Source organism: Mesorhizobium sp. ESP-6-2, assembly GCF_020164675.1.
GTDB lineage: Bacteria > Pseudomonadota > Alphaproteobacteria > Rhizobiales > Rhizobiaceae > Mesorhizobium.
Genome location: NZ_JAIUGT010000002.1, coordinates 683,151 through 709,103 on the forward strand (window position 1 = coordinate 683,151; position 25,953 = coordinate 709,103).

The 25,953-nt window shown below is 63.3% G+C and carries 22 protein-coding genes and 1 tRNA gene; 17 read left to right on the plus strand and 6 right to left on the minus strand.

Annotated elements, in window-relative coordinates; translation table 11 throughout:
- The first annotated feature begins 69 nt into the window (after positions 1 to 69).
- The gene (locus LB532_RS08470; protein ID WP_140638967.1) at positions 70 to 330 is read left to right on the plus strand and encodes a hypothetical protein; all 261 of its coding nucleotides are present in this window, start codon (positions 70 to 72) and stop codon (positions 328 to 330) included.
- 48 nt (positions 331 to 378) lie between these two features.
- On the opposite strand, the gene LB532_RS08475 is transcribed toward LB532_RS08470, so the two are convergent.
- The gene (locus LB532_RS08475; RefSeq protein ID WP_140638966.1) at positions 379 to 696 is read right to left on the minus strand and encodes a hypothetical protein; all 318 of its coding nucleotides are present in this window, start codon (positions 694 to 696) and stop codon (positions 379 to 381) included.
- A 158-nt stretch (positions 697 to 854) separates the two neighbouring features.
- Between LB532_RS08475 and LB532_RS08480 the strand changes: the two genes are divergently transcribed.
- The 4 genes from LB532_RS08480 (at position 855) to LB532_RS08495 (ending at position 4,333) form a co-directional block, all read left to right on the plus strand.
- Positions 855 to 928 (plus strand) — tRNA-Cys (locus LB532_RS08480).
- An 89-nt stretch (positions 929 to 1,017) separates the two neighbouring features.
- Positions 1,018 to 1,686 (plus strand): protein-L-isoaspartate O-methyltransferase family protein, encoded by a 669-nt coding sequence (locus tag LB532_RS08485; RefSeq protein ID WP_140638965.1) that lies wholly within the window; start codon positions 1,018 to 1,020, stop codon positions 1,684 to 1,686.
- A gap of 178 nt (positions 1,687 to 1,864) precedes the next feature.
- Entirely contained in the window at positions 1,865 to 3,244 is a 1,380-nt protein-coding gene (locus LB532_RS08490) for a TolC family outer membrane protein (RefSeq protein ID WP_140639227.1), read from the plus strand.
- A gap of 249 nt (positions 3,245 to 3,493) precedes the next feature.
- On the plus strand, positions 3,494 to 4,333 hold the full coding sequence (locus tag LB532_RS08495; protein WP_140638964.1) for a PopZ family protein: 840 nt from the start codon (positions 3,494 to 3,496) through the stop codon (positions 4,331 to 4,333).
- Positions 4,334 to 4,549: 216 nt separating this feature from the next.
- Here the strand turns inward: LB532_RS08495 and LB532_RS08500 are convergent, their stop codons facing one another.
- Positions 4,550 to 6,070, minus strand: coding sequence for an FAD-dependent oxidoreductase (locus LB532_RS08500; protein ID WP_140638963.1), 1,521 nt, complete (start codon positions 6,068 to 6,070; stop codon positions 4,550 to 4,552).
- 44 nt (positions 6,071 to 6,114) lie between these two features.
- Here LB532_RS08500 and LB532_RS08505 point away from each other — a divergent pair, with 44 nt between their 5' ends.
- From LB532_RS08505 to LB532_RS08525, 5 genes are all read left to right on the plus strand, one after another.
- On the plus strand, positions 6,115 to 6,612 hold the full coding sequence (locus LB532_RS08505; protein ID WP_140638962.1) for a MarR family winged helix-turn-helix transcriptional regulator: 498 nt from the start codon (positions 6,115 to 6,117) through the stop codon (positions 6,610 to 6,612).
- 252 nt (positions 6,613 to 6,864) lie between these two features.
- On the plus strand, positions 6,865 to 9,648 hold the full coding sequence (locus tag LB532_RS08510) for a valine--tRNA ligase (RefSeq protein ID WP_140638961.1): 2,784 nt from the start codon (positions 6,865 to 6,867) through the stop codon (positions 9,646 to 9,648).
- Between the two features lie 361 nt (positions 9,649 to 10,009).
- Positions 10,010 to 11,239, plus strand: coding sequence for an OmpP1/FadL family transporter (locus LB532_RS08515; RefSeq protein WP_140638960.1), 1,230 nt, complete (start codon positions 10,010 to 10,012; stop codon positions 11,237 to 11,239).
- A 307-nt stretch (positions 11,240 to 11,546) separates the two neighbouring features.
- A complete protein-coding gene (ilvD, locus tag LB532_RS08520; protein WP_140638959.1) occupies positions 11,547 to 13,271 on the plus strand; it encodes a dihydroxy-acid dehydratase in 1,725 nt (574 codons plus the stop codon).
- On the plus strand, positions 13,258 to 14,106 hold the full coding sequence (locus LB532_RS08525; protein ID WP_140638958.1) for a tetratricopeptide repeat protein: 849 nt from the start codon (positions 13,258 to 13,260) through the stop codon (positions 14,104 to 14,106). Before ilvD ends, LB532_RS08525 begins: the two co-directional genes overlap by 14 nt.
- A gap of 36 nt (positions 14,107 to 14,142) precedes the next feature.
- On the opposite strand, the gene LB532_RS08530 is transcribed toward LB532_RS08525, so the two are convergent.
- From LB532_RS08530 to erpA, 4 genes are all read right to left on the minus strand, one after another.
- Entirely contained in the window at positions 14,143 to 14,460 is a 318-nt protein-coding gene (locus LB532_RS08530; RefSeq protein WP_210239872.1) for a hypothetical protein, read from the minus strand.
- A gap of 69 nt (positions 14,461 to 14,529) precedes the next feature.
- Entirely contained in the window at positions 14,530 to 15,324 is a 795-nt protein-coding gene (xth, locus tag LB532_RS08535) for an exodeoxyribonuclease III (RefSeq protein ID WP_140495757.1), read from the minus strand.
- Between the two features lie 7 nt (positions 15,325 to 15,331).
- A complete protein-coding gene (locus LB532_RS08540; protein ID WP_140638956.1) occupies positions 15,332 to 15,724 on the minus strand; it encodes a VOC family protein in 393 nt (130 codons plus the stop codon).
- A gap of 7 nt (positions 15,725 to 15,731) precedes the next feature.
- A complete protein-coding gene (erpA, locus tag LB532_RS08545) occupies positions 15,732 to 16,079 on the minus strand; it encodes an iron-sulfur cluster insertion protein ErpA (RefSeq protein WP_140551452.1) in 348 nt (115 codons plus the stop codon).
- Between the two features lie 140 nt (positions 16,080 to 16,219).
- On the opposite strand from erpA, the gene LB532_RS08550 reads away from it, so the two are divergent.
- From LB532_RS08550 to LB532_RS08580, 7 genes are all read left to right on the plus strand, one after another.
- On the plus strand, positions 16,220 to 17,434 hold the full coding sequence (locus LB532_RS08550; protein WP_140638955.1) for a deoxyguanosinetriphosphate triphosphohydrolase: 1,215 nt from the start codon (positions 16,220 to 16,222) through the stop codon (positions 17,432 to 17,434).
- Positions 17,435 to 17,496: 62 nt separating this feature from the next.
- On the plus strand, positions 17,497 to 19,254 hold the full coding sequence (gene argS / locus LB532_RS08555; protein ID WP_140638954.1) for an arginine--tRNA ligase: 1,758 nt from the start codon (positions 17,497 to 17,499) through the stop codon (positions 19,252 to 19,254).
- A 103-nt stretch (positions 19,255 to 19,357) separates the two neighbouring features.
- Positions 19,358 to 22,696, plus strand: coding sequence for an SPOR domain-containing protein (locus tag LB532_RS08560; RefSeq protein ID WP_140638953.1), 3,339 nt, complete (start codon positions 19,358 to 19,360; stop codon positions 22,694 to 22,696).
- Positions 22,697 to 22,822: 126 nt separating this feature from the next.
- Positions 22,823 to 23,842 (plus strand): beta-N-acetylhexosaminidase, encoded by a 1,020-nt coding sequence (gene nagZ, locus LB532_RS08565; protein WP_140517130.1) that lies wholly within the window; start codon positions 22,823 to 22,825, stop codon positions 23,840 to 23,842.
- A gap of 60 nt (positions 23,843 to 23,902) precedes the next feature.
- Positions 23,903 to 24,706 carry a segregation and condensation protein A gene (locus tag LB532_RS08570; RefSeq protein WP_140639226.1) on the plus strand — a complete coding sequence of 268 codons (804 nt, stop codon included), beginning with the start codon at positions 23,903 to 23,905 and terminating at the stop codon, positions 24,704 to 24,706.
- Positions 24,703 to 25,482 (plus strand): SMC-Scp complex subunit ScpB, encoded by a 780-nt coding sequence (gene scpB, locus LB532_RS08575; protein WP_140638952.1) that lies wholly within the window; start codon positions 24,703 to 24,705, stop codon positions 25,480 to 25,482. The genes LB532_RS08570 and scpB overlap by 4 nt, the downstream gene beginning before the upstream one ends.
- A 179-nt stretch (positions 25,483 to 25,661) precedes the next feature.
- Complete coding sequence (locus LB532_RS08580) at positions 25,662 to 25,883, plus strand: twin-arginine translocase TatA/TatE family subunit (RefSeq protein ID WP_015317533.1); 222 nt, start codon at positions 25,662 to 25,664, stop codon at positions 25,881 to 25,883.
- The last annotated feature ends 70 nt before the right edge of the window (positions 25,884 to 25,953 follow it).

Sequence of the window (25,953 nt, forward strand, 5' to 3'; positions counted from 1 at the left end):
AACCGAATGTGCAGTCGCGGCTTTCCTCAAGTGACACCCTCAAGCCACCAGACGGACCAGCCATTCGAGATGACGGCAGCAGAAGAAAACCAGGCACCGGCGCGAAAGATATCGGTCTTCGGACGCAAGTTCACCATGCCGCGTTCGCGCGGCCTCAGGATTGCGATCGGCGTGCTTTTGACGATCGGCGGCATTCTGGGGTTCTTGCCTGTTCTCGGTTTCTGGATGGTGCCGCTCGGACTTTTGGTGCTCTCCTACGAATTCGCCATGGTGCGGCGCCATCGGCGCCGGTTCGTCGTCTGGTGGGAACGACGGCGCCGGCCGGATTGATCGGCCGGGGCCTTGCCCGGTTTCGTCGCGGCGACCTTAGGGGCCGAATCAAATCGCAGCGCTATCCTGCGTTCCAGTGCTCGCCTCCTCCGGGACGTCCTGCTGGCCTGCTTTCAGATCCTCGCTGATTTCCTTCAGGACGGCGGAAGCCGAGGCAAGGCGCGCGCGGTCGCGCGGCGAAAGCCGGCCGGTGCCTTCTATCTTGAGGCAATCCATGGCGTAGCGCACCAGCTCCTCGCACCCCAGCAGCGGCGAGCTGTCCGCATTGTTGGTCGACTCGTCAGGTTTTTTAGCCAGCTGCATGGCGCAGTCCTCCTGCACTTCAACGCAGCCCGATGCGCGGAGTTTCTCTCGATCATCCGCCATGCTTAACGGCTTGCTAATGCAGCTCGAACCGCCCTGTCTCGCATTTGGGGCGGGGTGCCGGGACTGGCGCAGGCGAAACCGTCGCGAATGCATTGTCGCCGCTTGACGGCTTTTTCGCCGCAACCTATTGGAACCGGGTGGAACGCCGGGAGCAACGAGGCCTCGTGGCGGAGTGGTTACGCAGAGGACTGCAAATCCTTGCACCCCGGTTCGATTCCGGGCGAGGCCTCCAATCTCCGGGCTCCCGCGCGTCAGCGCAGGGGCTCGCCGTTCCCGTCTAGATGAACCGCGATGTGGCGCGGCAAGCGGATTGGTTGGGACATGAGCGCTGATTTCTCCGAGCTTCGCGTCAAGATGGTCGATGGCCAGATCCGCACCACCGACGTGACCAGCACGCCGCTGCTCGACGCCATGCTTTCCGTGCCGCGCGAGCTTTTCGTCGACGAACGCCAGCGCAATCTCGCCTACATCGACGAAGACATCCGCATCGCGGACGGCCCTGGCGGCGCGCGATATCTGATGGAGCCTTCGCCGCTGGCCAAGCTGATGCAACTGGCCGAAATCAGTCAGGCCGATTCGGTCCTCGATGTCGGCTGCGGCACCGGCTATGCCTCGGCCATCCTGTCGCGACTGGCGGGATCCGTGGTGGCGCTTGAAAGTGATTCGGCGCTGGCCGAAACCGCAAAGTCGGTGCTTTCATCGCTGGGCTGCGGCAATGTGACCGTGGTCCAGGGCCCGCTGCCGCAGGGACATGCGGCCAAGGCGCCCTACGATGTCGTCTTCGTCGGCGGCAGCGTCGGCAAAGTGCCGGCGGCGCTGCTCGACCAGCTCGCCGAAGGCGGCCGCCTCGTCGCGGTCGAAGGCCAGGGCAATTCCGGCGTGGCGCGGCTTTTTTTCAAAGCAGGGGGGGTTGTAACCGGTAGACGGGCATTTAATGCGGCAATTAAGCCACTACCCGGGTTCGAACGTGAGCATGCTTTCGAATTCTGAATGATTTGGCCTTGCAGCAGAGGCTTTGTCATGGTCGCTTGCATTTGAACAATCGTTGCTGATCCCAATGGGGGCACTTTGGGCCGAGCGACAGGGAACATTCTGACACGCCGCTCCGGTTCTCAAAGGAGAAGCCGGTGCGGTGTGGTTCCCATGGAAAACGAATGAGGGTTTAATGGTGCCGTCTCTACGCAAGTCACTTTTCACCGCCGTCCTCGTTTCGGCGACCGCGCTTTCCCCGCTGGCCGCCTCGGCCGAAACCATCTCCGGCGCGCTTGCAAAGGCCTACCAATACAATTCCTCGCTGAATGCCTCCCGAGCCGGCGTACGCGTCACCGACGAGAGCGTGGCCATCGCCAAGTCCGGCTGGCGCCCGACCATCACCGGGACGGCCGACACGAATTATGTGAATACCCGTGCCAGCGGCGCCAACGTCAAGACGGGGTCGGCCAGTGTGGGCATCGTCATAAACCAGAGCCTGTTCGACGGCTTCCAGACGAGAAACAATGTGGCGGCAGCCGAATCGCGGGTCAAGGCATCAGTCGAAAGCCTGCGCAACACCGAGGAGAACACGCTGTTGAGCGCGGCCACGGCCTATATGGACGTGATACGCGACCGGCAGATCGCGGTGCTGACGGAGCAGAATCTGCAGTTCCTGACCGAGCAGGCGCGCGCCGCGCGCTCGCGGTTCGAGGTCGGCGAAGGCACGCGCACCGACGTTGCGCAGGCCGATGCGTCGCGCGCTTCCGCCGTGGCGTCGCTCAGCGCCGCCCGCGCGCAGGCGCTGGCAAGTGCGGCGAGCTATCACCAGATCGTCGGTGACGAGCCGGGCAAGCTCAGGCCTGCCTCGCCATTGGCCAGGCTGCTGCCGCCGAGCCTCGATTCGGCGATTGCCATCGCCTCGGCCGAACATCCGGCGATCCTCGCCACCCAGCATCTGGTCGATGCGGCCGCGTTTTCGGTGAAATCGTCCGAGGGCGCATTGCTGCCGCAGCTTTCCGCGTCGGCCGGCATTTCGGAGGATTATCTGCATCGCAATCCCGACCTCCAGGGGAGCAACGGCGGTTCGACCTCGGCCAACATCGGTGCGACACTGACGATCCCGATCTATTCGGGCGGCCGCACCTCGGCGGTTGTGCGACAGAACAAGGAATCGCTTGGCGAGGCCCGCATCCAGGTCGATGTCAGCCGCGACCAGGTGCGCCAGGCCGTCGCCTCGGCGTGGTCGCAATACACCGCCGCGCAGCAGAGCGTCGCCGCCAACAGGCAGGTGATCGACGCCGCGCAACTGGCGCTGAACGGTGTCATCGAGGAACGCAATGTCGGCCAGCGCACCACGCTGGACGTGCTCAACGCGCAGGCCACCGTCATCACCGCCAAGATCAACCAGGCAAATTCCGAGCACGACGTGGTGGTGGCAAGCTATGCCATCCTGTCGGCGATCGGCCGCCTCTCGGCCGAGCGCCTTGCGCTGCAGGCGACGAAGTACAGGCCTGAAGAGCATTACAACGCCGTCAAGGACAAGTGGATCGGCCTGCGCACGCCGGACGGCCGCTAAGCTCCACAGGTTCGAGTAATTCTCTAGAAGCGGGCCGGCGTTCGATCGAACCGCGGGGCCGCTTCATTGTTTGCGCAACTGCGCCGGCAAGCCGTCACGACGAATTTCGCTAATCTGTTGAAATCCCACATGTCCCCAGAATGGGGATTCTCGTACGGCGATCCGTCGGTTACGCTGTCGCCATGATTCGAATCCGGCTTTTTCCGGAGCGGAAATCTGCAACAGGTCACAAGGGCGGCGGATGTGACGATGGCAACGGCAAGCAGCGCACAGCGCGAACCTTCGATGGAAGAGATACTGGCTTCCATCAGGAGGATCATCGAGGACAGCGACAGCGGCCGCAAGCAGCCGGACGATGCCGATGACCTGCGCCAGGACCTTAAGCCGGCGGCGAGCGAGGCTCCAGCCGCCGACGTCGACGCGTTTCGCGCCGAACTGCGTCCAAGCCTTGAGGTCAGGAAGCCGGTCACGCTGGCGGAGGTGCAGGCACAGACATCGGCGGCCGAACCAAGGGTCGCGCGCATGGACGCGCCGGAGCGAACCGATCCCGTGGCGCCAAGGGCGTCGATGACGCTTGCCGACGTGAGCGCCCGGATCGCTGCCGAGCCGCTGCCCGCCGAAAGGACCGACAGGCCCGCGGCGCCCGAGGCCGGCGCGGCAAGCGATGCCATCGTCGCCGATTGGCGCCGCGAGATCGCGGCGGTCGGCGAGCAGGCGAAGGCGATACCAGGCATTCGCAAACCGGTTGCCCAGCCCGAAGCGCCGGTGGACGAGCCGATACCGGAGCCGGCGTTCGAGCGGGCCCCTTCGATCGCCGCCCCGGCGACCACCGATGAGGCGCGCAAGGCGGCGGATGAAACGCCTGCGGCCCGTCCGGCAATCCTTTCCGAGCATACGGGCCGGCAGGTCGCCGCGGCCTTTGGCGAGCTCTCCGACGCCTTTGCCAGCCGCAGCAAGAAGACATTCGACGAGATGGCCGAGGAGATGCTGCGGCCGATGCTGCAGGACTGGCTGGACAACAACCTGCCAACGCTGGTCGAGCGCCTGGTGCGCGAGGAGATCGAGCGCGTGGCGCGCGGCGCGCAATGATTTTCCCGGGTCGCCTTAGGTGGCTAGTTGGACACCGTTGCGCCTTCACCCTGGCGCAGGCACGCTAATCTCAGGATCGGCAGGTCGAGGGAGGCGGGTGGCCGCAATAATGGCTCCGATGATGGCGATTGCCACGACCACGCCGCTCCACGCTTCATATAGGCCCGATCCAAGCATAGAGCCCGCCAACCTCATTGTTCGGACATAGCTCGACAGTCATTTCGGGTCTTCTCCGGGTTGGACTACGCCCATGCGGTCCAAATAGATTTCGAGCTCCGCGGTCCGGTCCGCGCCAAGAATCGCGATCGCACCGACATACCCGTCCGGCCGGATCAGCACACACTCGCCCGGTGCCAGTGCATAAGCATCGCGAAGGTGTCCCCAGGCATCGATGACATCGCCTTGCGGGCCGATGTGGTGGACATGCAGCCCCTGGCGTGGCGCAACCGTCTCTCTCCCGGCTTGATGAACAAGCAACGTCCAATGCGGCCCTTTGAGCAGTTGGAACAGTCGCCATGGTTGGCCCGCCGCGCCCCTGATTTGGGCATCCGGCGCGCGGTCCCCCGCACGCGGGCCGCTGCTGCGTTCGGCCAGTTCCCTGGAGAGCGGCGAGTCCGGATAGCCGATATCGAGCTGGCGCACCTCGCGGCCGCGGTGCATTCCACCCTGTTTCTGGGCGTCGAGCAGCCGCGTCGAAAGGCCGAGGACCGATTCCGCGACCGGACGCCGTTCCTGCTCATAGGTGTCGAGCAGGCAATCATCCGCGCCGCCAAGCACGGCGGCGAGTTTCCAGCCCAGATTATAGGCATCCTGCACGCTGGTGTTCAGGCCCTGGCCGCCGGTTGGCGGATGGATATGAGCCGCATCGCCAACGAGGAATACCCGATCGACCCGGTAGCGATCGGCAAGCCGGGCGTTCATCAGGTAGGCCGACGCCCAGGCGACCGAATCCACCTGCACGTCGGCGCGGCCTGTCCGCTCATTAATCAAGCGCCCCAGTTGTTCTGCCGAGAGGTCCACTTCGCCGTCTAGCGGAACGGGTGCCTGAATCTGGAAGAGATCGGTTCCGGCGAGCGGGCAAATCGCGACCATTCGCTCCATGTCACCGTCGCTGAACTGGTGCCACGCATCGCGGTCCAGCCCGGTCAACAGCACATCCGCCACGACCGCACGCACGCCCAGCGTCTTGCCGGGGAAATTCAAGCCGAGCGCGCCGCGCACGAAGCTGCGCCCGCCGTCCGCTCCGACAAGATAGCGTGCGCGAACGGTTTGCTCGCCATTCGTCCCTGCAAGACGTGCCATGACACCGTTTTCGCCTTGCTCGAACCCAACCAACTCACATCCGTACTCGACCCTATGGCCTAGTTCTGCCAGCCGCTCTCGCATGATCCGCTCGGTGAGGAATTGCGGAATCATCAGCGCGATAGCGTAAGGCTCCGCCGGCGTGGGATCGGGGCGCTCGCCGGTATCCTTTTCGATATAGCTGCCGTCATCGCCATACACGCGCATCGGCGGATAGACGCCGCCTGCGGCAACGACCCTGTCGAGAATGCCGAGGTCTTCGAAAATCTCCTGTGTCCTCGGCTGGATGCCCTTGCCGCGCGAGCCACGGAAAGGTTCGCTCATCTTCTCAATGAGCTGAAAAGGTATACCGCGCCGTGCAAGCTCGATCCCCAGCGTCAGGCCAGCCGCTCCCGCGCCGCAGATGAGCACATCTGCCGCAAATCCGTTTGTCATACCGATTTCCTTGTGTGTAAAATGCACATAATAGGAGAGTCGGAGTGCCGTCAATGAAAAATGTGAAAAATACACATATTGGAAGTCATCAGATTCGCGAGCTCCACGGAGCGCTGATCGAGATTGCCAGCCTTATGAACCGGCCTCAGCGCGATGAGCAGATGGTAAAGGAGGCCGGAATTGCGCTCGACCGCGCACTGTTTCCTCTGCTGGTCGGGATAGAGCGGCTTGGGCCGATCGGGATAGTGGACCTCGCCGACCGGGCTGGCCGCGATTACACCACTGTCAGCCGTCAGGTGGCGAAGCTCGAAAGCCTTGGCCTGGCCGTGCGCCGGCAGAGCGAGACAGACCGCCGCGTGAATGAGGCCGTCGTCACGCCCAAGGGCAAGGCGATGACCGACAAGATCGACGCTGCACGAGAGAGAAACGCTCGCGCCGTTTTCGAAAACTGGGACGCACACGACGTCGACGAACTCGTGCGGCTTATGCGCAAGTTCGCCGACGCTATGAAAGAAAAGCCGGAGGACTCCAGCGCGCCCTGAGACGTCGCACTATTCCTCGTACGACCCGAGCTGGCATTTGGGATTGGGCGGCCTAGGTGTGCAATGCCTCTCCGGCTGGAACCGGTGACAGTGCCGACGCCACCAAGGTTGTCGCATACGGGACAGACACTATCTGAACGGTGATCCTCTTTCTGTTGTGCCGGTTGCCGAGGCGGCCCTACGGTTGACTCGATCAAAGCCTTCCGATTTACACCGGACCAGCAAAAATCCGACAGCGCGGACCGTTTTCCCATGCTTGAAAAGACCTACGACGCCAAAACCGTCGAACCGAAGATTGCCAAGGTGTGGGAAGAGGCCGACGCGTTTCGCGCCGGCGCCGGCGCCGAGGAGGGGGCTGAGGCCTTCACCATCGTCATCCCGCCGCCCAACGTCACCGGCTCGCTGCATATGGGCCATGCCCTCAACAACACGTTGCAGGATATTCTCGTGCGCTTCGAGCGCATGCGCGGCAAGAACGTGCTGTGGCAGCCGGGCATGGACCATGCCGGCATCGCCACGCAGATGGTGGTCGAGCGGCAGTTGATGGAAAAGCAGATCCATCGCCGCGACCTCACTCGTGAACAGTTCATCGAGAAAGTGTGGGAGTGGAAAGCCGAATCCGGGGGCGCGATCCTCAACCAGCTGAAGCGGCTCGGCGCCTCGGCCGACTGGTCGCGCGAACGCTTCACCATGGACGAGGGCCTGTCCAAGGCCGTGCTCGAAGTGTTCGTCACGCTCTACAGGGAAGGCCTGATCTACAAGGACAAGCGCCTTGTGAACTGGGATCCCAAGCTGCTCACCGCGATTTCCGATCTCGAGGTCGAGCAGCAAGAGGTCAACGGCAATCTCTGGCACTTCCGCTACCCCGTCGAAGGCGTGGCCTTCGATCCGGAAAACCCGAAGACCTTCATCATCGTGGCAACGACGCGCCCCGAGACGATGCTGGGCGACACGGCCGTCGCCGTGCATCCGGACGACGAGCGCTTCCAGCACCTGGTCGGCAAGAATGTCGTCCTGCCGATCGTCGGCCGCAAGATTCCCGTGGTGGCGGATGAGTATTCCGACCCGGAGAAGGGCTCCGGCGCGGTCAAGATCACGCCGGCGCACGACTTCAACGACTTCGAGGTCGGCAAGCGCCACAAGCTGCCGGCGATCAATATCCTCACCGTCGAGGCGGCGGTAAACCTCAGGGACAACGAGGATTTCCTCGCCGGGCTCGAGGTGACGCCGGAGCGCCAGGCGGTATGGGACGAACTCAACGGCCTCGACCGCTTTGTCGCGCGCAAGAAGATCGTCGAACTGATGGAAGAAGGCGGCTTCCTCGACAAGGTGGAACCGCATCGCCACGCCGTGCCGCATGGCGATCGCGGTGGCGTGCCGATCGAGCCGTTCCTGACCGAGCAGTGGTATGCAAACGCCGCCGAACTCGCCAAGCCGGCCATCGCCTCGGTGCGAGAGGGGCGCACCAAGATCATACCCGCGAATTGGGAAAAGACTTACTTCCAGTGGATGGAGAACATTGAACCCTGGTGCATCTCGCGCCAGCTTTGGTGGGGTCACCAGATTCCGGCATGGTATGGGCCGGACGGGCGCGTCTTCGTCGAGAAGACCGAGGAAGAAGCGCTGAGTGCCGCGATCGAATATTATCTGGCGCTCGAAGGACCCTGGAAGGCCTGGGTCGAGGACAAGCTCGAGAATTTCCAGCCAGGCGAAATCCTGACCCGCGACGAGGACGTGCTCGACACCTGGTTTTCCTCGGCGCTGTGGCCGTTCTCGACGCTGGGCTGGCCGGATGAGACGCCGGAGCTGAAGACCTACTACCAGACGGACGTGCTGGTAACGGGCTTCGACCTGATCTTCTTCTGGGTCGCCCGCATGATGATGATGGGCCTGCACTTCATGGACGAAGAGCCGTTCCACACCGTCTACATGCACGCGCTGGTGCGCGACAAGAACGGGCAGAAGATGTCGAAGTCGAAAGGCAACGTCGTCGACCCGCTCGACCTCATCGACGAATATGGCGCCGACGCGCTGCGCTTCACGCTGACGGTGATGGCGGCGCAGGGACGTGATGTGAAGCTCGACCCGGCGCGCATTGCCGGCTACCGCAATTTCGGCACCAAGCTGTGGAACGCGACGCGCTTCGCCGAGATGAACGAAGTCGCGCGCAATGACGATTTCTGGCTGAACGACGCCAAGCTGGCGGTCAACCGCTGGATCCTGACCGAGCTGACGCGCGCCGCGCGAGAGGTCACGGAGGGCATCACCTCATATCGCTTCAACGAGGCGGCGGGGGCGGCTTACCGCTTCGTCTGGAACCTGTTCTGCGACTGGTATCTGGAGCTGCTGAAGCCGGTGTTCATGGGCACGGACGAGGCGGCCAAGGCCGAAAGCCGCGCCTGCGTCGCCTTCGTGCTCGACGAAATTTACAAGCTCCTGCATCCGATGATGCCGTTCATGACCGAGGAACTTTGGGCGCAGACCGCGGGCGAGGGCAAGGAGCGCGCTTCGCTGCTTTGCCATGCCGCGTGGCCGTCGCCGGATTTCGAGGACGCTGAAGCGGCCGCCGACATCAACTGGCTGGTTGATCTCGTCTCCGGCATTCGTTCCGTGCGTTCGGAAATGAACGTGCCGCCGGCAGCCATCGCGCCGCTGATGGTGATCGGAGCCAACACGCTTACCCGCGAACGGCTTGAGCGCCACGCCGCCGCGATCAAGCGGCTGGCGCGCGTCGGCGACATCTCGCAGGTTGACGCCGCACCCAAGGGCTCGGCGCAGATCGTGCTCAACGAGGCAACGGTCTGCCTGCCGCTCGGCAGCCTAATCGATCTCGCCGCCGAGGCCGCGCGCTTGCAGAAAGAACTGGCCAAGGTGACCGAGGAGATCGCGCGCCTGCACAAGAAGCTGTCGAACGAAAGATTCGTCGCCAGCGCGCCGGCCGAGATCGTGGAAGCCGAGCGTGAAAAGCTGGCCGAATACCGCGAGGCGCAGGGCAAGCTTTCCGTGGCGTTGGCCAGGGTTCGCGAAGCGGGTTGAAGGCAGATTCGGGAGACTTTAGGGCCCTCTAAAATGGGGTGGCTTTTTGCTTCGAAAACCGGCATTCCGTAGCGTTAATGTTGACGTAAACGGAAGTTTTCGCCCCATTGTTGCCATAATGTAACAATGGGGCGGTTTGACTGCTCAAAACTCCTTATTTATGGCCTTTTTGGCCGATTTTCTCCCGTTTTTTTGAGGGAGACACGCCCTGCGAACCGTTTTTTTGCCTTGCTGCGCTGGTCTGCATTTTGTCCGGAATGCGTCCGGTGGACATGTACATGTACGCCCCAAGAATTCGTTGTTGCACCGTTAACCCGAATTGGTTCTAGCTGGATGCACTGACTATTCGGGGAGGACATCCATGAACAATCTGCGTCTGAAAGCACTGCTGGGGGCAGGGTGCTTTTCGCTGGCTTTGCTGGGGACGGCAATGAGCTCGGCACATGCCGGCGGCCTGGAACGCGGCGGCTACGATATCGACCTGCTGTTTGATCCGGCGCCGTTCGCGACGGATGCGGAAGCAACCTATGTGATGCCGGACCGTAAGTACGAGAATGCGCGTGGTCCCGGCGGAGCCAATCTCGGCCTTGGTACCTCGGCCGACGGAGCCGAGGGCTATTGGGTGCCGCGCATAGGAATGAAGGCCCAGGTTGTGCAGGGCATCGACTGCATGGTCGATTATTCGCAGCCTTGGGGTGCGCATACCGCACCAGGTATGTGGAACGGAGCGCTTTCTAACGTCGAGACCGATATCAAGAGCAACAATTACGCCGGCACCTGTTCCTACAAGTTTGACGCTGGCAAGGGCCAGCTCCGCTTTATCGGCGGGTTGTTCTATCAGGATATTTCAGGCTTCAAGGAAAGCTTGGTTGGTTTTACTCCCCTCGGACAACCGCTGCTTGGTCGTGTCGATCTGGAGGCCAACGGTTGGGGCTGGCGCGCCGGCGTTGCCTACGAAATCCCTGATATCGCGCTCCGCGCCAGCTTGGTCTACAATTCGAAGGTCAAGCTTGACAACATTTCGGGCACACTCACCTTGCCAGCTATTCTTGGAGGTTCTGTGCCGATCTATGGCGCAGAGGAGTCGATGCCGGATTCGCTGGAGCTGAAACTGCAGTCCGGTATTGCGCCTGGCTGGCTGGCCTTCGGTTCAATCAAGTGGGTCAACTGGAGCGTGCTGCAGAGCGTTCCGATCTGCCCAACAGTTGCGCCTGGGGCGGCATGCTTCACGAACGGTCCCGGTCAAGTGACGTCGCTCGACCTGATGTATCGTGACGGCTGGACCGTTTCAGGTGGTATCGGCCACAAGTTCAATGATCAATGGAGTGCCGCCGGTCAATTGACTTGGGATCGTGGTACCTCGCATGGCTATGGTGCGCAGACCGATACGTGGACCCTGGGCGGCGGCGTCGCCTATACGCCGCAGCCCAACATCGAAGTGCGGCTCGCTGGAGCGGTCGGCGTTCTGACCAGCGGCCACTCGGGAACATTGGCTGGTGAGAACGGCTATGTTGCAGGCGAGGATGCCAGCTACGATTTCGGGAATGATCTGATCACGGCGATCTCTGGTGGAGTGAAGATCAAGTTCTAAGCCTTTGTAAAATCCAATGAAAGGCCGGGCAATGCCCGGCCTTTTTCGTTGCGGGGCTGCGGCCGAGCCTGTCGGCCGCAGGGCTGCGTTGCAGATAAACCGCACCGGCTCCGCCTCGTGCGGTTGTGACGTTTTGGCAACACTTTCTGAACAACCCCTGCACTAAAAGTCAGGCCGAGGAAATTGCCCATTTCCCGCCATAAACCCGGCGCACCTCGATCTTGTCTCGGGACACGCGCCAAAAGGCTCGGCGATGGGAGCAGGCCGCACCGCCCCCTTGCGAGGAAGATGTGGGGCAAGGAAGAGTATGGACGCCAAAGTCATCTCCAAGGCCAAGCTCCCCAGCCGCTATGTGACCGTGGGTCCGGCGCGTGCGCCTCATCGCTCCTATCTCTACGCCATGGGCCTGTCGGCGGCCGAGATCGCACAGCCGCTGGTCGGCGTCGCCTCCTGCTGGAATGAAGCGGCGCCCTGCAACATTTCGCTGATGCGCCAGGCGCAAGTGGTCAAGAAGGGCGTCGCGGCCGCCAACGGCACGCCGCGCGAATTCTGCACCATCACCGTCACCGACGGCATCGCCATGGGCCACCAGGGCATGAAGTCGTCGCTGGTGTCGCGCGAGGTCATCGCTGATTCGGTCGAGCTCACCATGCGCGGCCATTGCTACGACGCGCTGGTCGGGCTCGCCGGCTGCGACAAGTCGCTGCCCGGCATGATGATGGCCATGGTGCGGCTCAACGTGCCGTCGATCTTCATCTATGGCGGCTCGATCCTGCCCGGCAGCTATCGCGGCCGCCAGATCACCGTGCAGGATGTGTTCGAGGCGGTGGGCCAGCACTCGGTCGGCACGATCGGCGATGCCGAACTGCTTGAAATCGAGCAGGCGGCCTGTCCGTCGGCCGGCTCCTGCGGCGCCCAGTTCACCGCCAACACGATGGCGACCGTGGCCGAGGCGATCGGCCTGGCACTGCCCTATTCCTGCGGCGCGCCGGCGCCTTATGAAATGCGCGACCGTTTCAACTTCGCCTCCGGCGAAAAGATCATGGAACTGATCGCCAGGAATATCCGGCCGCGCGACATCGTCACGCTGAAAGCCCTGGAGAACGCGGCGACGGTGGTTTCGGCCACCGGCGGCTCGACCAATGCAGCGCTGCATTTGCCGGCCATAGCGCATGAGGCCGGCATCAAATTCGACCTGTTCGATGTCGCCCGGATTTTCGAGAAGACGCCATATATCGCGGACCTCAAGCCCGGCGGCAAATATGTCGCCAAGGACATGTTCGAGGCCGGCGGCATCCCGCTGTTGATGAAGACGCTGCTCGACCACGGCTACCTGCATGGCGATTGCCTGACGGTCACTGGCCGCACTTTGGCCGAAAATATGGAGCATGTTGCCTGGAATGAACACCAGGATGTGGTCCGCCCGGCCGACAGACCTATTACCCAAACCGGCGGTGTCGTGGGCTTGAAAGGAAACCTTGCCCCCGAAGGCGCGATCGTGAAGGTCGCGGGCATGACGGAGTTGAAATTCTCCGGCCCGGCGCGCTGCTTCGATTCGGAAGAGGAATGTTTCGAAGCGGTGACGCATCGCAACTACCGGGAAGGCGAAGTTCTCGTCATCCGCTACGAAGGGCCGCGCGGCGGACCTGGCATGCGCGAGATGCTGTCGACGACGGCGGCACTCTACGGCCAGGGCATGGGTGGCAAGGTGGCGCTGATCACAGACGGCCGTTTCTCGGGCGCGACGCGCGGCTTCTGCATCGGCCATGTCGGGCCGGAGGCAGCCGTTGGTGGTCCGATCGGCCTCATCCGGGACGGCGATGTGATCTCTATCGATGCCGTGAACGGCACGATCGATGTGGCGTTGTCCGATAGGGAACTGGCTGCGAGGGCAAAGAGTTGGAAGGCGCGCACGACCGACTATCAGTCCGGCGCGATATGGAAATACGCACAGACGGTAGGGTCGGCGCGCGATGGCGCAGTCACCCATCCGGGCGGTGCGAAAGAAACACACTGCTATGCGGACATCTGAGTTGTTGAAGTCAACACCAGAGTTGTTGAGGTCGTCTGTCCTTCCGGCACTGGTCGCGTTAGCGATCTTTGGCGCCGTCGGCCAGGCCATGGCCTTCGACGACAAGGTGTTCGACGACAAGACCGGCGTGAAGCCGCAGTCGAGCCCCTGGGCGGTGTTCCAGTTCGGCTACTCCGCCTACAAGAACGGCCACAAGGAACAGGCCGCGGAGGCCTATAAATACGCGGCCGAAAACGGGCAGATCGGCGCCACCTGGAAGCTTGCGCGCATGTATGCCGAAGGCGACGGCGTGGCGCGCGACGATTACGAGGCGTTCAAGTTCTTCTCCGAGATTGTCGATCAGGACGTCGAACCCGGCTCACCGGAAGAAAGCTACGTCTCCGACGCGCTGGTGGCGCTGGGCGACTACCTGCGCAAGGGCATTCCCGGCAGCCCGGTGACCGAGAACGAAGTGGCGGCCCAGGAATATTACATGCGCGCAGCCGCCAACTACCGCAACCCGAATGCCCAGTTCGAGATGGGGCAGATGTTCCTGAAGGGCGAGGGCGGCGTGAAGGCCAGCGTCAAGCAGGCCGGGCGCTGGTTCCAGCTCGCCGCCGAAAAAGGCCATGCCGGCGCGCAGGCGACGCTCGGCCATCTTTTGTTTCAGAGCGGCAAGATCGTGCGCGGCCTGGCGATGATGACGGCAGCACTCGAACGTGCGGCGCCCGCCGATCAGCCCTGGATCCGCGGTATGCAGGAAGAAGCGTTTGCCGCCGCCGGCGAAGCCGACCGCCGCACTGCGATTTCACTGGCCGACGATATCCTGACCAAAGGCAACAGCGCCGATCAGTAAGGATGATCTCCCCACGAGGAGATCGCTAATCAGAACTCAATTCTCGGCCGGCTCCGCCGGCACCATGCTGGGAGCCGGCGCCGAGATCGGCGTGGCGTGCAGGTGAGGCGCCAGCGTGTCTTGCGGGCAGCCGTCCTGAACCTTTGTCCATGAGGTGTTGTTCAGCACCATCTCGCAGCGGGCGAGGTGGCTCTTGTCCGCAATCGTCAGGCAGGCGACCTGGCCGACTTGATATGATTTTCCATTGGCCAGGCATTCCTGGTCGGCCAAGGCCGCCGCGGGGACGGCCATGGCGAACACCAGGCCGATCGGACAAAGGACAAATCGTCTGGTCATGGGAACCCCGGCCGCCATGATGATCTTCCATCATGCGCCTGATTATGGCGATACAAGGTCCGCCGTCAGCAGGGGCAGGGGTCTCCGTCAGGCCGGCAGCAAATCGAGATCTATGGCCACCGGCACGTGGTCGGACGGTTTTTCCCAGGCGCGCACATGCTTTTCGATCGAGGCCGATGAAAACCGGTTGGCGGCCTCGGGCGACAGCAGCAGGTGGTCGATGCGGATGCCGTTGTTCTTCTGCCAGGCGCCGGCCTGGTAGTCCCAGAAGGTGAAGGTGTCGCCCGCATCGGTGACCGAACGCACCGCTTCGGTGAAGCCGAGATTCTTCAGCCTGCGGAACGCCTGCCGCGTCTGCGGCTGGAACAGCGCATCATTCAGCCAGTTCTCCGGGAACTTCGCGTCGACAGGTTCGGGAATGACATTGTAGTCACCGGCCAGCACCAGGGCTTCCTCCAGCCTCAGCCGCTCCTCGGCCCAGCGCTCCAGCCGCGCCATCCAGGACAGCTTGTAGGAGAATTTCCTCTCATCATCGATCGGATTGCCGTTCGGCAGATAGAGCGAGGCGACGCGCAATGCGCCCTTGTCGGTCGAGAACACGCCTTCGATGAAGCGCGCATGCTCGTCGGCGTCGTCGCCGGGCAGACCTCTGATGACCTCGTCGAAGCGCAGTTTCGAGAGCAGGGCGACGCCGTTGAAACCCTTCTGGCCGTGGGTTTCCACATTGTAGCCAAGCGCCTCGATCTCGGCGCGCGGGAACTGCTCGTCGACCGTCTTGATCTCCTGCAGGCAGACGATGTCGGGGGCGCTTTCGGTCAGCCAATGGGTGAGGTTGCCAATGCGGGCGCGAATGCCGTTGATGTTCCAGGTGACGATCTTCATGGCGGCCTCAATGTTCTTCCGGGGCGAGACGTTCGACCAGACCGATCGTATTGCCTGCGGGATCCTTTAGAAAGGCCATCCACTCGCTTTCCCCCGCCGGGCCGAACTGGCCCTCGGTGTCGCGATGAACAAGCGTCGGAGGCGCGGTGAAGGGAACGCCCGCAGCTTTCGCGCCGGCGTGGAAATCCTCGAGACCTGATATGTCGAAATAGACGGTTCCGGCCGGAATGCCGTCGGTGAACAGCAGCCGCACGCTGCCGGCCATGATGAAGGCGATGCCCGGCGGATCGTAACGCGCATGCACGCTCATCCCGAGCACGTCGCGCCAGAAGGCCAGTGTCGCGTCGAGGTCTCGCCCGGCCGAGAGCGCGACCTGACGAACCGCGCCGATGGCAGGCATGTTGTTCCTAAATGGAGAAGCTTGTGCCGCAGCCGCAGGAGGCGACCGCATTCGGGTTGCGGATCTGGAACGACTGGCCCATCAGGTCGTCGACGAAATCGATCACCGACCCGCCCATATAGACAAGCGACAAATCGTCGATCAGAACCGTGGCGCCGTCCTTCTCGATGGCGACATCGTCGTCGTTGCGTGCATCGACCAGATCGAACTTGTAGGAAAAGCCGGAGCAGCCGCCGCCTTCGACGGAAACGCGCAACGCCGTCTTGCCGGCCTCGCCCGACACAATCTTGGCGATCCGCCTGGCGGCAGCATCGGTCATCTCGACTTTCATGGCAGTCTTGGCATCCGCGCCCATGGGCGTCACCTTGCTTTCGGTTTCACATGATAGGTATGAAGCGCGAAGGGCCAAGTCAACCGGCCATAGTCTGGCGGCCAAGTCTAGCAGCCAAAGTCTAGCGGCCAAAGTCAGGCGACCAAAGTCAGGCGGCATCGACCATGACCAACGAGTTGGGCGACATCGGATTCGGCTATAGGCCCCGCGCGGCCTATGCCAGCGATCCGGCGCGCTCGCGCGGGCGCCTGTTCGAAGAGGTCGAAAGCCCGACCCGCACGCCATTCCAGCGCGACCGCGACCGCATCATCCATTCCACCGCGTTCCGGCGGCTGAAGCACAAGACGCAGGTCTTCATCGCCCATGAAGGCGATCATTATCGCACCCGGCTGACCCATTCGATCGAGGTGGCGCAGATCGCACGCGCCCTGGCGCGGGCGCTGCGCGGCGACGAGGATCTGGCTGAAGCGGTGGCGCTGGTGCATGATTTCGGCCACACGCCCTTCGGCCACACCGGCGAGGACGCCCTCAACGAGAAAATGGCTGATTGGGGTGGCTTCGACCACAACGCGCAATCGCTGCGCATCGTGACGAGGCTGGAAGCGCGCTATGCCGAGTTCGACGGGCTGAACCTGACCTGGGAAACGCTGGAGGGCCTGGTCAAGCACAATGGACCGCTGACGGACGCCAAAGGCAAGGGCCTGAAGGGCCCGGTGCCGCAGGCGATCCGCGACTATTCGGAACTGCACGACCTCGAACTCGACCGGTTCGCCGGCATCGAGGCGCAGTGTGCTGCGATCGCCGACGACATCGCCTACAACACCCATGACATCGACGACGGCCTGAGGGCGGGCCTGCTGACGCTGGACATGCTGAAGGCCGTCTCGCTGCCGGGCACGATCCTGGAGGGGGTGCGCGCGCGCTATCCCAATCTCGACGAGGTGCGCACCGGCCACGAGCTGATGCGGCGCCAGATCACCGCCATGGTCGAGGACGTGATCAGGTCGACCACCGCCAATCTGGAACGCACCGGACCGCGGAGCGCCGATGCGGTGAGGGCGGCGGGCGAGACGATGGTGACCTTTTCCGCCGAAATGGCCGTCGCCGAGAAAGAGCTGAAGGCCTTTCTCTACAAGCACCTCTACCGGCACGAGGAAGTCATGCGCGTGCGCGCCGATGCCGAGCGGATCGTCAGGGACCTGTTCGACGTCTATTTCGCCGACCCGCGCGCTATGCCGGACGGCTGGCGCGAGGGGCTCGACCGGGCCGAGGATCGCATCAAGGCGCGCAGCGTGGCCGACTTCCTGGCGGGGATGACCGACACCTACGCGCTGAAGGAACACCGCCGTTTGTTTGACCATACGCCGGATTTGAGCTAGGGCGGGCTCGTTTTTGCCGGCCAACAAGCCGGATTCCCTGCAAAGCCGCCAGAGTCGTACCCATGAACATCTTCGCCGACTTCACCGCGCGAATCATAAAAGCCGTCGAAGCGCTTGACCTGAAAGACAATGACGGCGTTTCGCCCGACCTGTCGCGCATCGCCGTCGAGCCGCCGCGCGATGCCAGTCATGGCGATCTCGCGACCAATGCGGCGATGGTGCTGGCCAAGCCCACCGGCCAGAACCCGCGGGCGCTGGCTGAGCGCCTGGCGCTCGCACTGCGGGACGACAAGGATGTCGCGGCCGCCGAAGTTGCGGGTCCGGGCTTCGTCAATTTGCGGCTCAAGGACGGTTTTTGGCAGGCACATCTCACGACGCTTCTGGGCGAGGGCCGCAATTACGGCCGCTCCAGCATCGGCGGCGGCAGGAAGGCCAATGTCGAATATGTATCGGCCAACCCGACGGGACCAATGCATGTCGGCCATTGCCGTGGCGCCGTGGTTGGCGATGCGCTTGCCAATCTGATGGCCTTTGCCGGTTACGACGTGACCAAGGAATATGTCATCAATGACGCCGGCTCGCAGATCGACGTTCTCGGGCGCTCGGTGATGCTGCGTTATCGCGAAGCGCTTGGCGACGAGGTCGGCGAGATCCCGGCCGGGCTCTATCCAGGCGACTATCTGGTCCCGGTCGGGCAGGCGCTGGCCAAGGAATTCGGCCGGTCCTTGCTGCAGATGCCGGACGAAGAGGCGCTCGCCATCGTCAAGGACCGCACCATCGACGCGATGATGGCGATGATCCGCGAGGATCTGGCGCTGCTCAACGTGCATCACGACGTGTTCTTCTCCGAGCGCACGCTGCACGCCGACAATGCCAGGAAGATCCGCTCGGCGATCAACGACCTGACGCTGAAGGGCCATATCTACAAAGGCAAGCTGCCGCCGCCCAAGGGCGAGAGGCCGGACGACTGGGAAGATCGCGAACAGACCCTGTTCCGTTCGACGGCGGTCGGCGACGACATGGACCGGGCGCTGGTCAAGTCGGATGGTTCGTTCACCTATTTCGCCGCCGACGTCGCCTATCTCAAGGACAAGGTCGATCGCGGCTTCGTCGAGCTGATCTACGTGCTCGGCGCCGATCATGGCGGCTATGTCAAGCGGCTGGAAGCGCTGGCGCGGGCAATCGCCGGCGACGAGGTGAAGCTCACGGTTCTTCTGTGCAACCTGGTGAAGCTGTTTCGCGATGGCGAGCCGGTGCGCATGTCCAAGCGGTCCGGCGATTTCGTCACGCTGCGCGAGGTGGTGGAGGAAGTCGGCCGCGACCCCATCCGCTTCATGATGCTCTATCGCAAGAACGATGCGCCGCTCGATTTCGACTTCGCCAAGGTGACCGAGCAGTCCAAGGACAATCCGGTGTTCTATGTGCAATACGCTTCGGCGCGCTGCCATTCGGTGTTCCGGCAGGCGAGCGAGCAGTTGGGCGAGGCCAATTTCGATCGCAACAGCCTGGCGGCTGCCGTTGCGTCGCTGACTGACGAAGGCGAGATCGGCCTGATCAGGAAACTCGCTGAATATCCACGGTTGATCGAGTCGGCGGCACTTGCGCTCGAGCCGCACCGGCTGGCATTCTATCTCTACGATCTCGCCTCCAGCTTCCACGGGCATTGGAACCGTGGCACCGATAATCCGGACTTACGTTTTGTTAAGGTTAACGACCGACAATTGACGCATGCCAGACTAGGGCTGGTGCAGGCTGTTTCGGATGTCTTGACGTCCGGCCTGACGCTGATCGGCGCCGCGGCGCCCACCGAAATGCGTTAGGTTTGACTAAAAAACCTGTCACCTTTTGCCCACATTGCGCTGGTAAGGGCCAACCCTGCGCGACGTCCATGGCGTCCGAATGAGTGCGAGTTCGGGAACAATAATGGCAGACAGAACCCAGCTGAGAATAGCCGACAACAACGACATCGCCAACGATGATCCGTTCGCGGAACTGACCAGGATCATGGGATTCGACCCCCGCCAGCCGGTCAGGCCACAGGCGCCCGCCCAGCCGAAAGCCGCCGCTGATCAGCAGGCGCAGGAGGGCGATTTCGACATCGATCTCGAAAAGGAGTTGATGGGCGACTTCGACTTTGCCGAAGGCGACGCTGCGACGGTCGCCGATGTTGATGAGCCGGCGTTCGACGCCGCCGCTACCGACGGCACGGATGACGAACTCGCCATGGCGTTTGACGACATGCAGCTCGACGATGAGCATGGCGTCGATGACGCAGGTGTCGTTGCCGAGGCCGCGCCAACCGTCGATCCCGCTTTCGATACGGATTTCGACGATGCGGTAGCCAGCTCCCTCGATGGCGTTTCGCCGCTCGATGACGATCTGCCCATGGCGGACGAGCTTGCGGCATCGCTCGATCAGGACTTCCGGCTCGATGACGCGATCGATGCGGCCGAGCCCGCCCTGGCCGCCGACGTGGCGGAGCCTGTCGCGGAGCGGACCGTCGATCATGAATTCGACGATGGCTTTGCTCTTTCGCTCGAAGACGAACTGATGCTCGATGGTCACGTGGCGGAGCAGCAGCCTGAAGCGGCCGCGGCTCCGGTTGAGCCTCCCGTCGAGGCGGTGCTGAACGCGAACCATGCGGTTTCCGAAGAGGATTTTGGCGATCGGCTTGATGACGCCACGGCTTTCGACGACGCGTTGGCGGATATCGATTTCGATCTACCTGCCGATCACTCGGTCGCGACCGATGCGCCCGTGGCTGCGGGGACGGATGCCCTTGACGCGCACGAGGTGACCGCCGAGACGGCCGATGCGCACGAAATGGATGACGTGTTCGCCGAGGCGACCGATGCGGAAGGCGAGGCGGCAGACCTGGCCGCCGATGAGCCGCTGGACGATGCTTTCGAGCAGGATTTCAACGACGCGCTTGCCGAAGCGACGGACGAGCCGGCTGCTGAGCCTGTGGCTGCCCCCGTTCAGCCGGCCGGCCCGGCTATGGCCGAACCGGTGCATGCCGCCGCCGACGAGCGTAGCCTTGAAGACGAGTTGAACGCGCTGTTGGGCGCTATGAGCGCACGCCCGGCGCCGGTGGCCAAAGAGGAGGTCGCGGTTCAGCAGCCTGTCGCCGCGACCGCGAAACCCGACGAAGAACCGGCTGCCGGTGACCTCGACTGGAACCTGGACGAACCTGCGGCGGCGCAGCAGCATCAGGCGGTCTCGACCGCTGACGTCGATCTTGACGATCTCATGCTCGATGAGCTTCAGGACCAGGACCTCGGCGCGCATGCCACTGCCTCTGAAGACGATGATTTCGAAGCGGAACTCGCCGCAAGCATCGACCTGGCCGAAAGCATCGACCGGGATGAAGACGTCGCCGCGGATCCCGCCGCGCCGGAAACTTTCCGCGACGATTCCCTCGATTGGCTGACGACGCAGTCCACGCCGCCCGAGCCGGCCCGCTCGTGGAGCCGGGTTACGCCGGTCCCGCAGCCGCAACAGGCGAGTTTTACCGCCCAGCCGATGGCTTCGGCGGCCCCCATGGCTGCGGCGCCGGCTGCCGCGGTCCCGCCGACCTATCGTGCAGCTGAGCCTGCCGCTTATGCGGCGCCGGCCGGCGCGCAGCGCGAGCAGTCCGCGTCCTATGACGAGATGCCCGACGTCGAGACCGTCGATGTGCCGGAGCGCGTCGTGGCGCTTCAGGATGATCTCGACATTCCGGAATTGCACTTCGAAGAGGACGAGCCGGCCGCGCCCGGCTACGACGATCTCGACGCCGAATTCTCCAATCTGCTGACCGAGATGAATACAGTGGATGTCGCTGCGGCTCCCGCAAACACCAGCGCGTCCTATGCCGACGACTCCTACAATCCCGGCTTCAAGTCGGGATACGATGCCTTTGAACCGGGCTATGAGGGGCTCAAGCCGGGCTATCAGCCCGAGGCGCGCACCTATGCGGCACGGCCAGCGGAAATGTCTGCCCGCGCGACAGCGCCGGCAGGTTATGCCGATGCCACCAATGGTTTCGACGTCGACGACTTGCCGGGCAGCCAGCCGGTTTCACAGGCCGACGATTTTGCCGTCGACGAGCTCGACTACGATCCCGAACTGGATGAGGCGATGTCGGTTCCTGGTCTCGCCGAACGCGAGGCCAGCGGGTCGCCGCGCAGGCGCGGCCTGCTCATCGCCGCCATTGTCGGTGCAGTCGTTGTCACTGGAGGCCTCGGCGCCTTCGCGCTGTCTCCGGGCGGCCAGGGCGGCAGTGACGCCCCGGTCCTGGTCAAGGCGGACAACGCACCGATCAAGGTCAAGCCGGAAAACCCGGGCGGCGCCGTGGTGCCGAACCAGGACAACAAGGTCTACGACGCGGTGGCCAAGGGCGCCAAACCCGCCGAGCCGGTCCAGCAGAAGCTCGTCACCAATGTCGAGGAACCGGTCGATGTGGCGGCGAAAGATCCGGCTCGCGCCATCGATCTCTCGCCCGACCAGACCGCAGCCGGCGCGACCGACGCCGACGGCGGCGATGCTCCAACCGCCGTTGCGGCGCCAGCCGACAACGCCGCGCCCGCACCCAAGTCCGAGGACCGTATCGCGCAGGTTCTACAGGATGCCAACAAGGGCACGAATCCCGACGTCGTCGCCGTGGCGCCGCGCAAGGTCAGGACCATGGTGGTCAAATCGGACGGGTCGCTGGTGCCGCGTGAGGATCCGGCGCCCGCCGCACCGCAAGTGGCTGCCGTGGAGCCGGTCGATCCGGCGCCGCAACATGTCGCGCCGTCGGCTCAGGCTGATGCTGACCAAACCGGCACGGTGGCGCCGGACGCCGCGCAGGCGGACGATGAGCCAGCCCTGAAACCGGTGGCCGAGCCCAAGGCGGAAGCCAAGGCCCAGTCGGCCAACACGCCGGCCAAGGTTCCGGTCGCGCCGCAGCGCCCGTCCGACCAGCCGGTCGACGTGGTCGGCGAGGTCAAGCCCGATCAGGTTGCCTCCATCAGTCCCGCGGCGCCCTCGACCGGCGGCGGTTCGTGGTCGATGCAGATCGCCTCGCAGCCGACGGTCGAAAGCGCGCAGTCGACTTATCAGGATCTGCAGCGCCGCTACGGTGGCGTGCTTTCCGGCCGTACCGCCAACATCGTCAAGGCGGAGATCGCCGGCAAGGGGACGTTCTACCGGGTCCGCGTGCCTGCGCAGTCGCGCAACGATGCCATCAATCTGTGCACCAGCTATAAGGCTGCCGGCGGCAACTGCTTCGTGTCGAGGTAGTCATTCACCTCCCGTGTCGGAGGAGAGCGGTTCGAAAACCGGCGCGGCCTCAACGCCGCGCCGGTTTTCTTTTTGCACTTTTCGACGTGATTCCCTTTGGCCGCGGAAGATTCTAGACTCGTCAGCATGACCGAATCAAAATCCATGATCCTTGGCTGTGCCGGGAAATCGCTCACCCGCGAAGAAATCAGTTTCTATCGCAATGAATGCCCGTGGGCCTTCATCCTGTTTGCCCGCAACATCAGCGAGACCGAGCAGATCCGCGATCTGGTCGCCGAGATGCGCGACTGCATCGGACGCCCGGACGCGCTGGTGTTCATCGACCAGGAAGGCGGCAGGGTGCAGCGGCTGCGGCCGCCGCTGGCGCCGAACTATCCAGCCGGCGGCGCGCTCGGTGCGCTGTGGCGCGACGACCACGACGCCGGAGCCCGCGCTGCCTGGCTGATGGCGCGGCTGCACGCTTTCGACCTTCTGCGCTACGGCATCACGGCGGATTGCCTGCCGGTGCTCGACGTGCCGATCGAAGGGGCGAGCGACGTCATCGGCGCGCGCGCCTATGGCAAGGAGCCGCGCCCGGTCATCGAGCTGGGCCGCGCCGCGGCGGAAGGCCTGATGTCTGGCGGCGTGCTGCCGGTCATGAAGCATATTCCCGGCCATGGCCGCGCTTTCGCGGACACGCATTTCGAACTGCCTGTCGTCGACGCTTCGATGAGCGAGCTGCAGCGGCACGATTTTGCGCCGTTCAGGGAACTCAACCACCTGCCGATGGCGATGACCGCCCATGTCGTCTACAGCGCGATCGACCCGAAGAACCCGGCAACCACCTCCGGCAAGGTCATCGACGAGATCATTCGCCGCGAGATCGGCTTCGATGGGCTGCTGATGAGCGACGACACCTCGATGAAGGCACTTTCTGGGGATTTCCCGACAAAGGCGGCCTCGATCCTTGCGGCCGGCTGCGATCTGGTCCTTCACTGCAACGGCGTTTTCGAGGAGATGGCGGGCATCGCATCGCGAACCAAAGGGCTCGAGGGCAAGTCGCTTGAGCGCGCAAACCGGGCAATGACCTATATAGAAAAACGCGACGCGGCTGAAGAAACCGAGATACGCGCCGAATTCGCCACCTATTTCGATGCGGTGGCCTGACAGAGGGAAGAACGGGACGTGGCGGAAGCATTGGAAAGCAAGGCCGGGAAGGCCGCACCGATGGACCGCCTGTGGGCCGAAGGCGACGATACCCGGCTGACCGGCGATCCGTCGCTGGTCGTCGACGTCGCAGGATTCGAGGGCCCGCTCGATCTTCTGCTGCATCTTGCCCGCAACCAGAAGGTCGATCTCGCGCGCATCTCCATCCTGGCGCTGGCCGAGCAGTATTTGGCCTTCGTCGAGACGGCGAGGGCACTGAGACTTGAGCTCGCCGCGGACTATCTGGTGATGGCGGCGTGGCTCGCCTTCCTCAAATCGAAGCTTTTGATCCCGAAGCAGCCGGGCGAGGAAGGCGAAAGCGGCGAGGAACTGGCGGCGGTGCTGCAATTCCGGCTCAAGCGGTTGGAAGCCATGCGCGATGCATCGGCGCGGCTGGTCAACCGAAACCGCCTCGGCCGCGACGTGTTCGCGCGCGGCATGCCGGAAATGGTCATCATCGAGAAGCGCAATGCCTATTCGGCGTCGCTCTACGATCTGCTCACCGCCTATGCCCAGCAGCGGCAGAAGCAGGCAATCACCAATGTCACGATCGCCAGGCGCGGCGTCTGGTCGCTCAAGGACGCTCGCGACATCCTGACCCGCCTGATCGGAAGCTTGCGGGACTGGACGGCGCTCGACAGTTTTCTCATCCAATATCTGTCCAGCCCGGAAGAGCGGCGCACCGCGATCGCCAGCTCGTTCGCGGCGACACTAGAACTGGTGCGCGAGGGCAAGATGGATGTGCGGCAGGACGAGGTGTTCGCGCCGATCTATCTGCGCGATCACCGCGCACCGGCAATCAAGGCAGTCGAGGTGGCATCATGAGCGAACGCGCCAACGCTTCGGTTGTCCCGTTCAAGATGGACAACGAACCGGAGGAGGGCGAGATCGACCAGGCTTCGGTTCCGAATCCGGCCCAGAATCCGGCGCAGAATCCCGCCGAGCGGCTGCATATGGCGGAGGCGGTGCGCATGGCCGAAGCGATCGTCTTCGCCAGTGCCGAGCCGGTCAGTGAAAAGCAGTTGGCCGCGCGCCTTCCCGATGGCATCAACATCGCGCTCGCGATGGCCGAGCTGCAGCAGATTTATGCGCGCCGCGGCGTCAACCTGGTGCGGGTCGGCGATGCCTGGGCGTTTCGCACCGCCGGCGATCTTGCCTTCCTGATGAGCCGTGACACCGTGCAACAGCGCAAGCTGTCGCGCGCGGCGCTCGAAGTTCTGGCGATCATCGCCTATCACCAGCCGGTGACGCGCGCCGAGATCGAGGACATCAGAGGCGTCGAAACCTCGAAAGGCACGCTGGATACGCTCTTGGAAACGGAATGGGTGCGCATGCGCGGCCGGCGCAAAACGCCGGGCCGTCCCGTGACCTATGGCACCACCGAAACCTTCCTCGATCATTTCGCGCTCGAGGAGATCCGCGATCTCCCCGGCATGGAGGAATTGAAGGGCGCCGGCCTGCTTTCGGGCCGCATGCCGTCGAATTTCTCCATTCCGCAGCCGCCGGCCGATCCGGATGCGCTGACCGAAGACGAGGATCCGCTGACCGATATCGATCTCGAGGAACTCGGCCTGCTGACGCCGCGCGTCACGGAAGATTGACCGCAAGCCTCTGTTCCTGGAGGCTTTCACGGGCTAGATGCGCCCATTGGTAGCGGACCGCATCGCCGAAAATGCGTGACATCCGACACCCTTTCATAAACTCTGTCGCGGTTGTGTTTGAATCCCAACGCGAAAACGCATAGATCATCGCCAGGGAAACCATTCGAGAGAGAGTTGCTATGGGTTCATTTTCGATTTGGCACTGGATGATCGTGCTGGTCATCGTGCTTCTGGTGTTCGGCCGCGGCAAGATACCCGAGCTGATGGGTGACATGGCCAAGGGCATCAAGAGCTTCAAGAAGGGCATGGCCGACGACGACGTTGCCGACGACAAGCGTACCGTCGAACATCGCGCCGACGAAACCGTTTCGGCAGCGAAGGAAAAGGCCAGCAAGAGCTGAGCCAAGGGTTGTTGCTTTTGTGTGTGTGTCGTTGTCCCAAAACCGCTTCGCACTTTTGGGCGGCATGCAT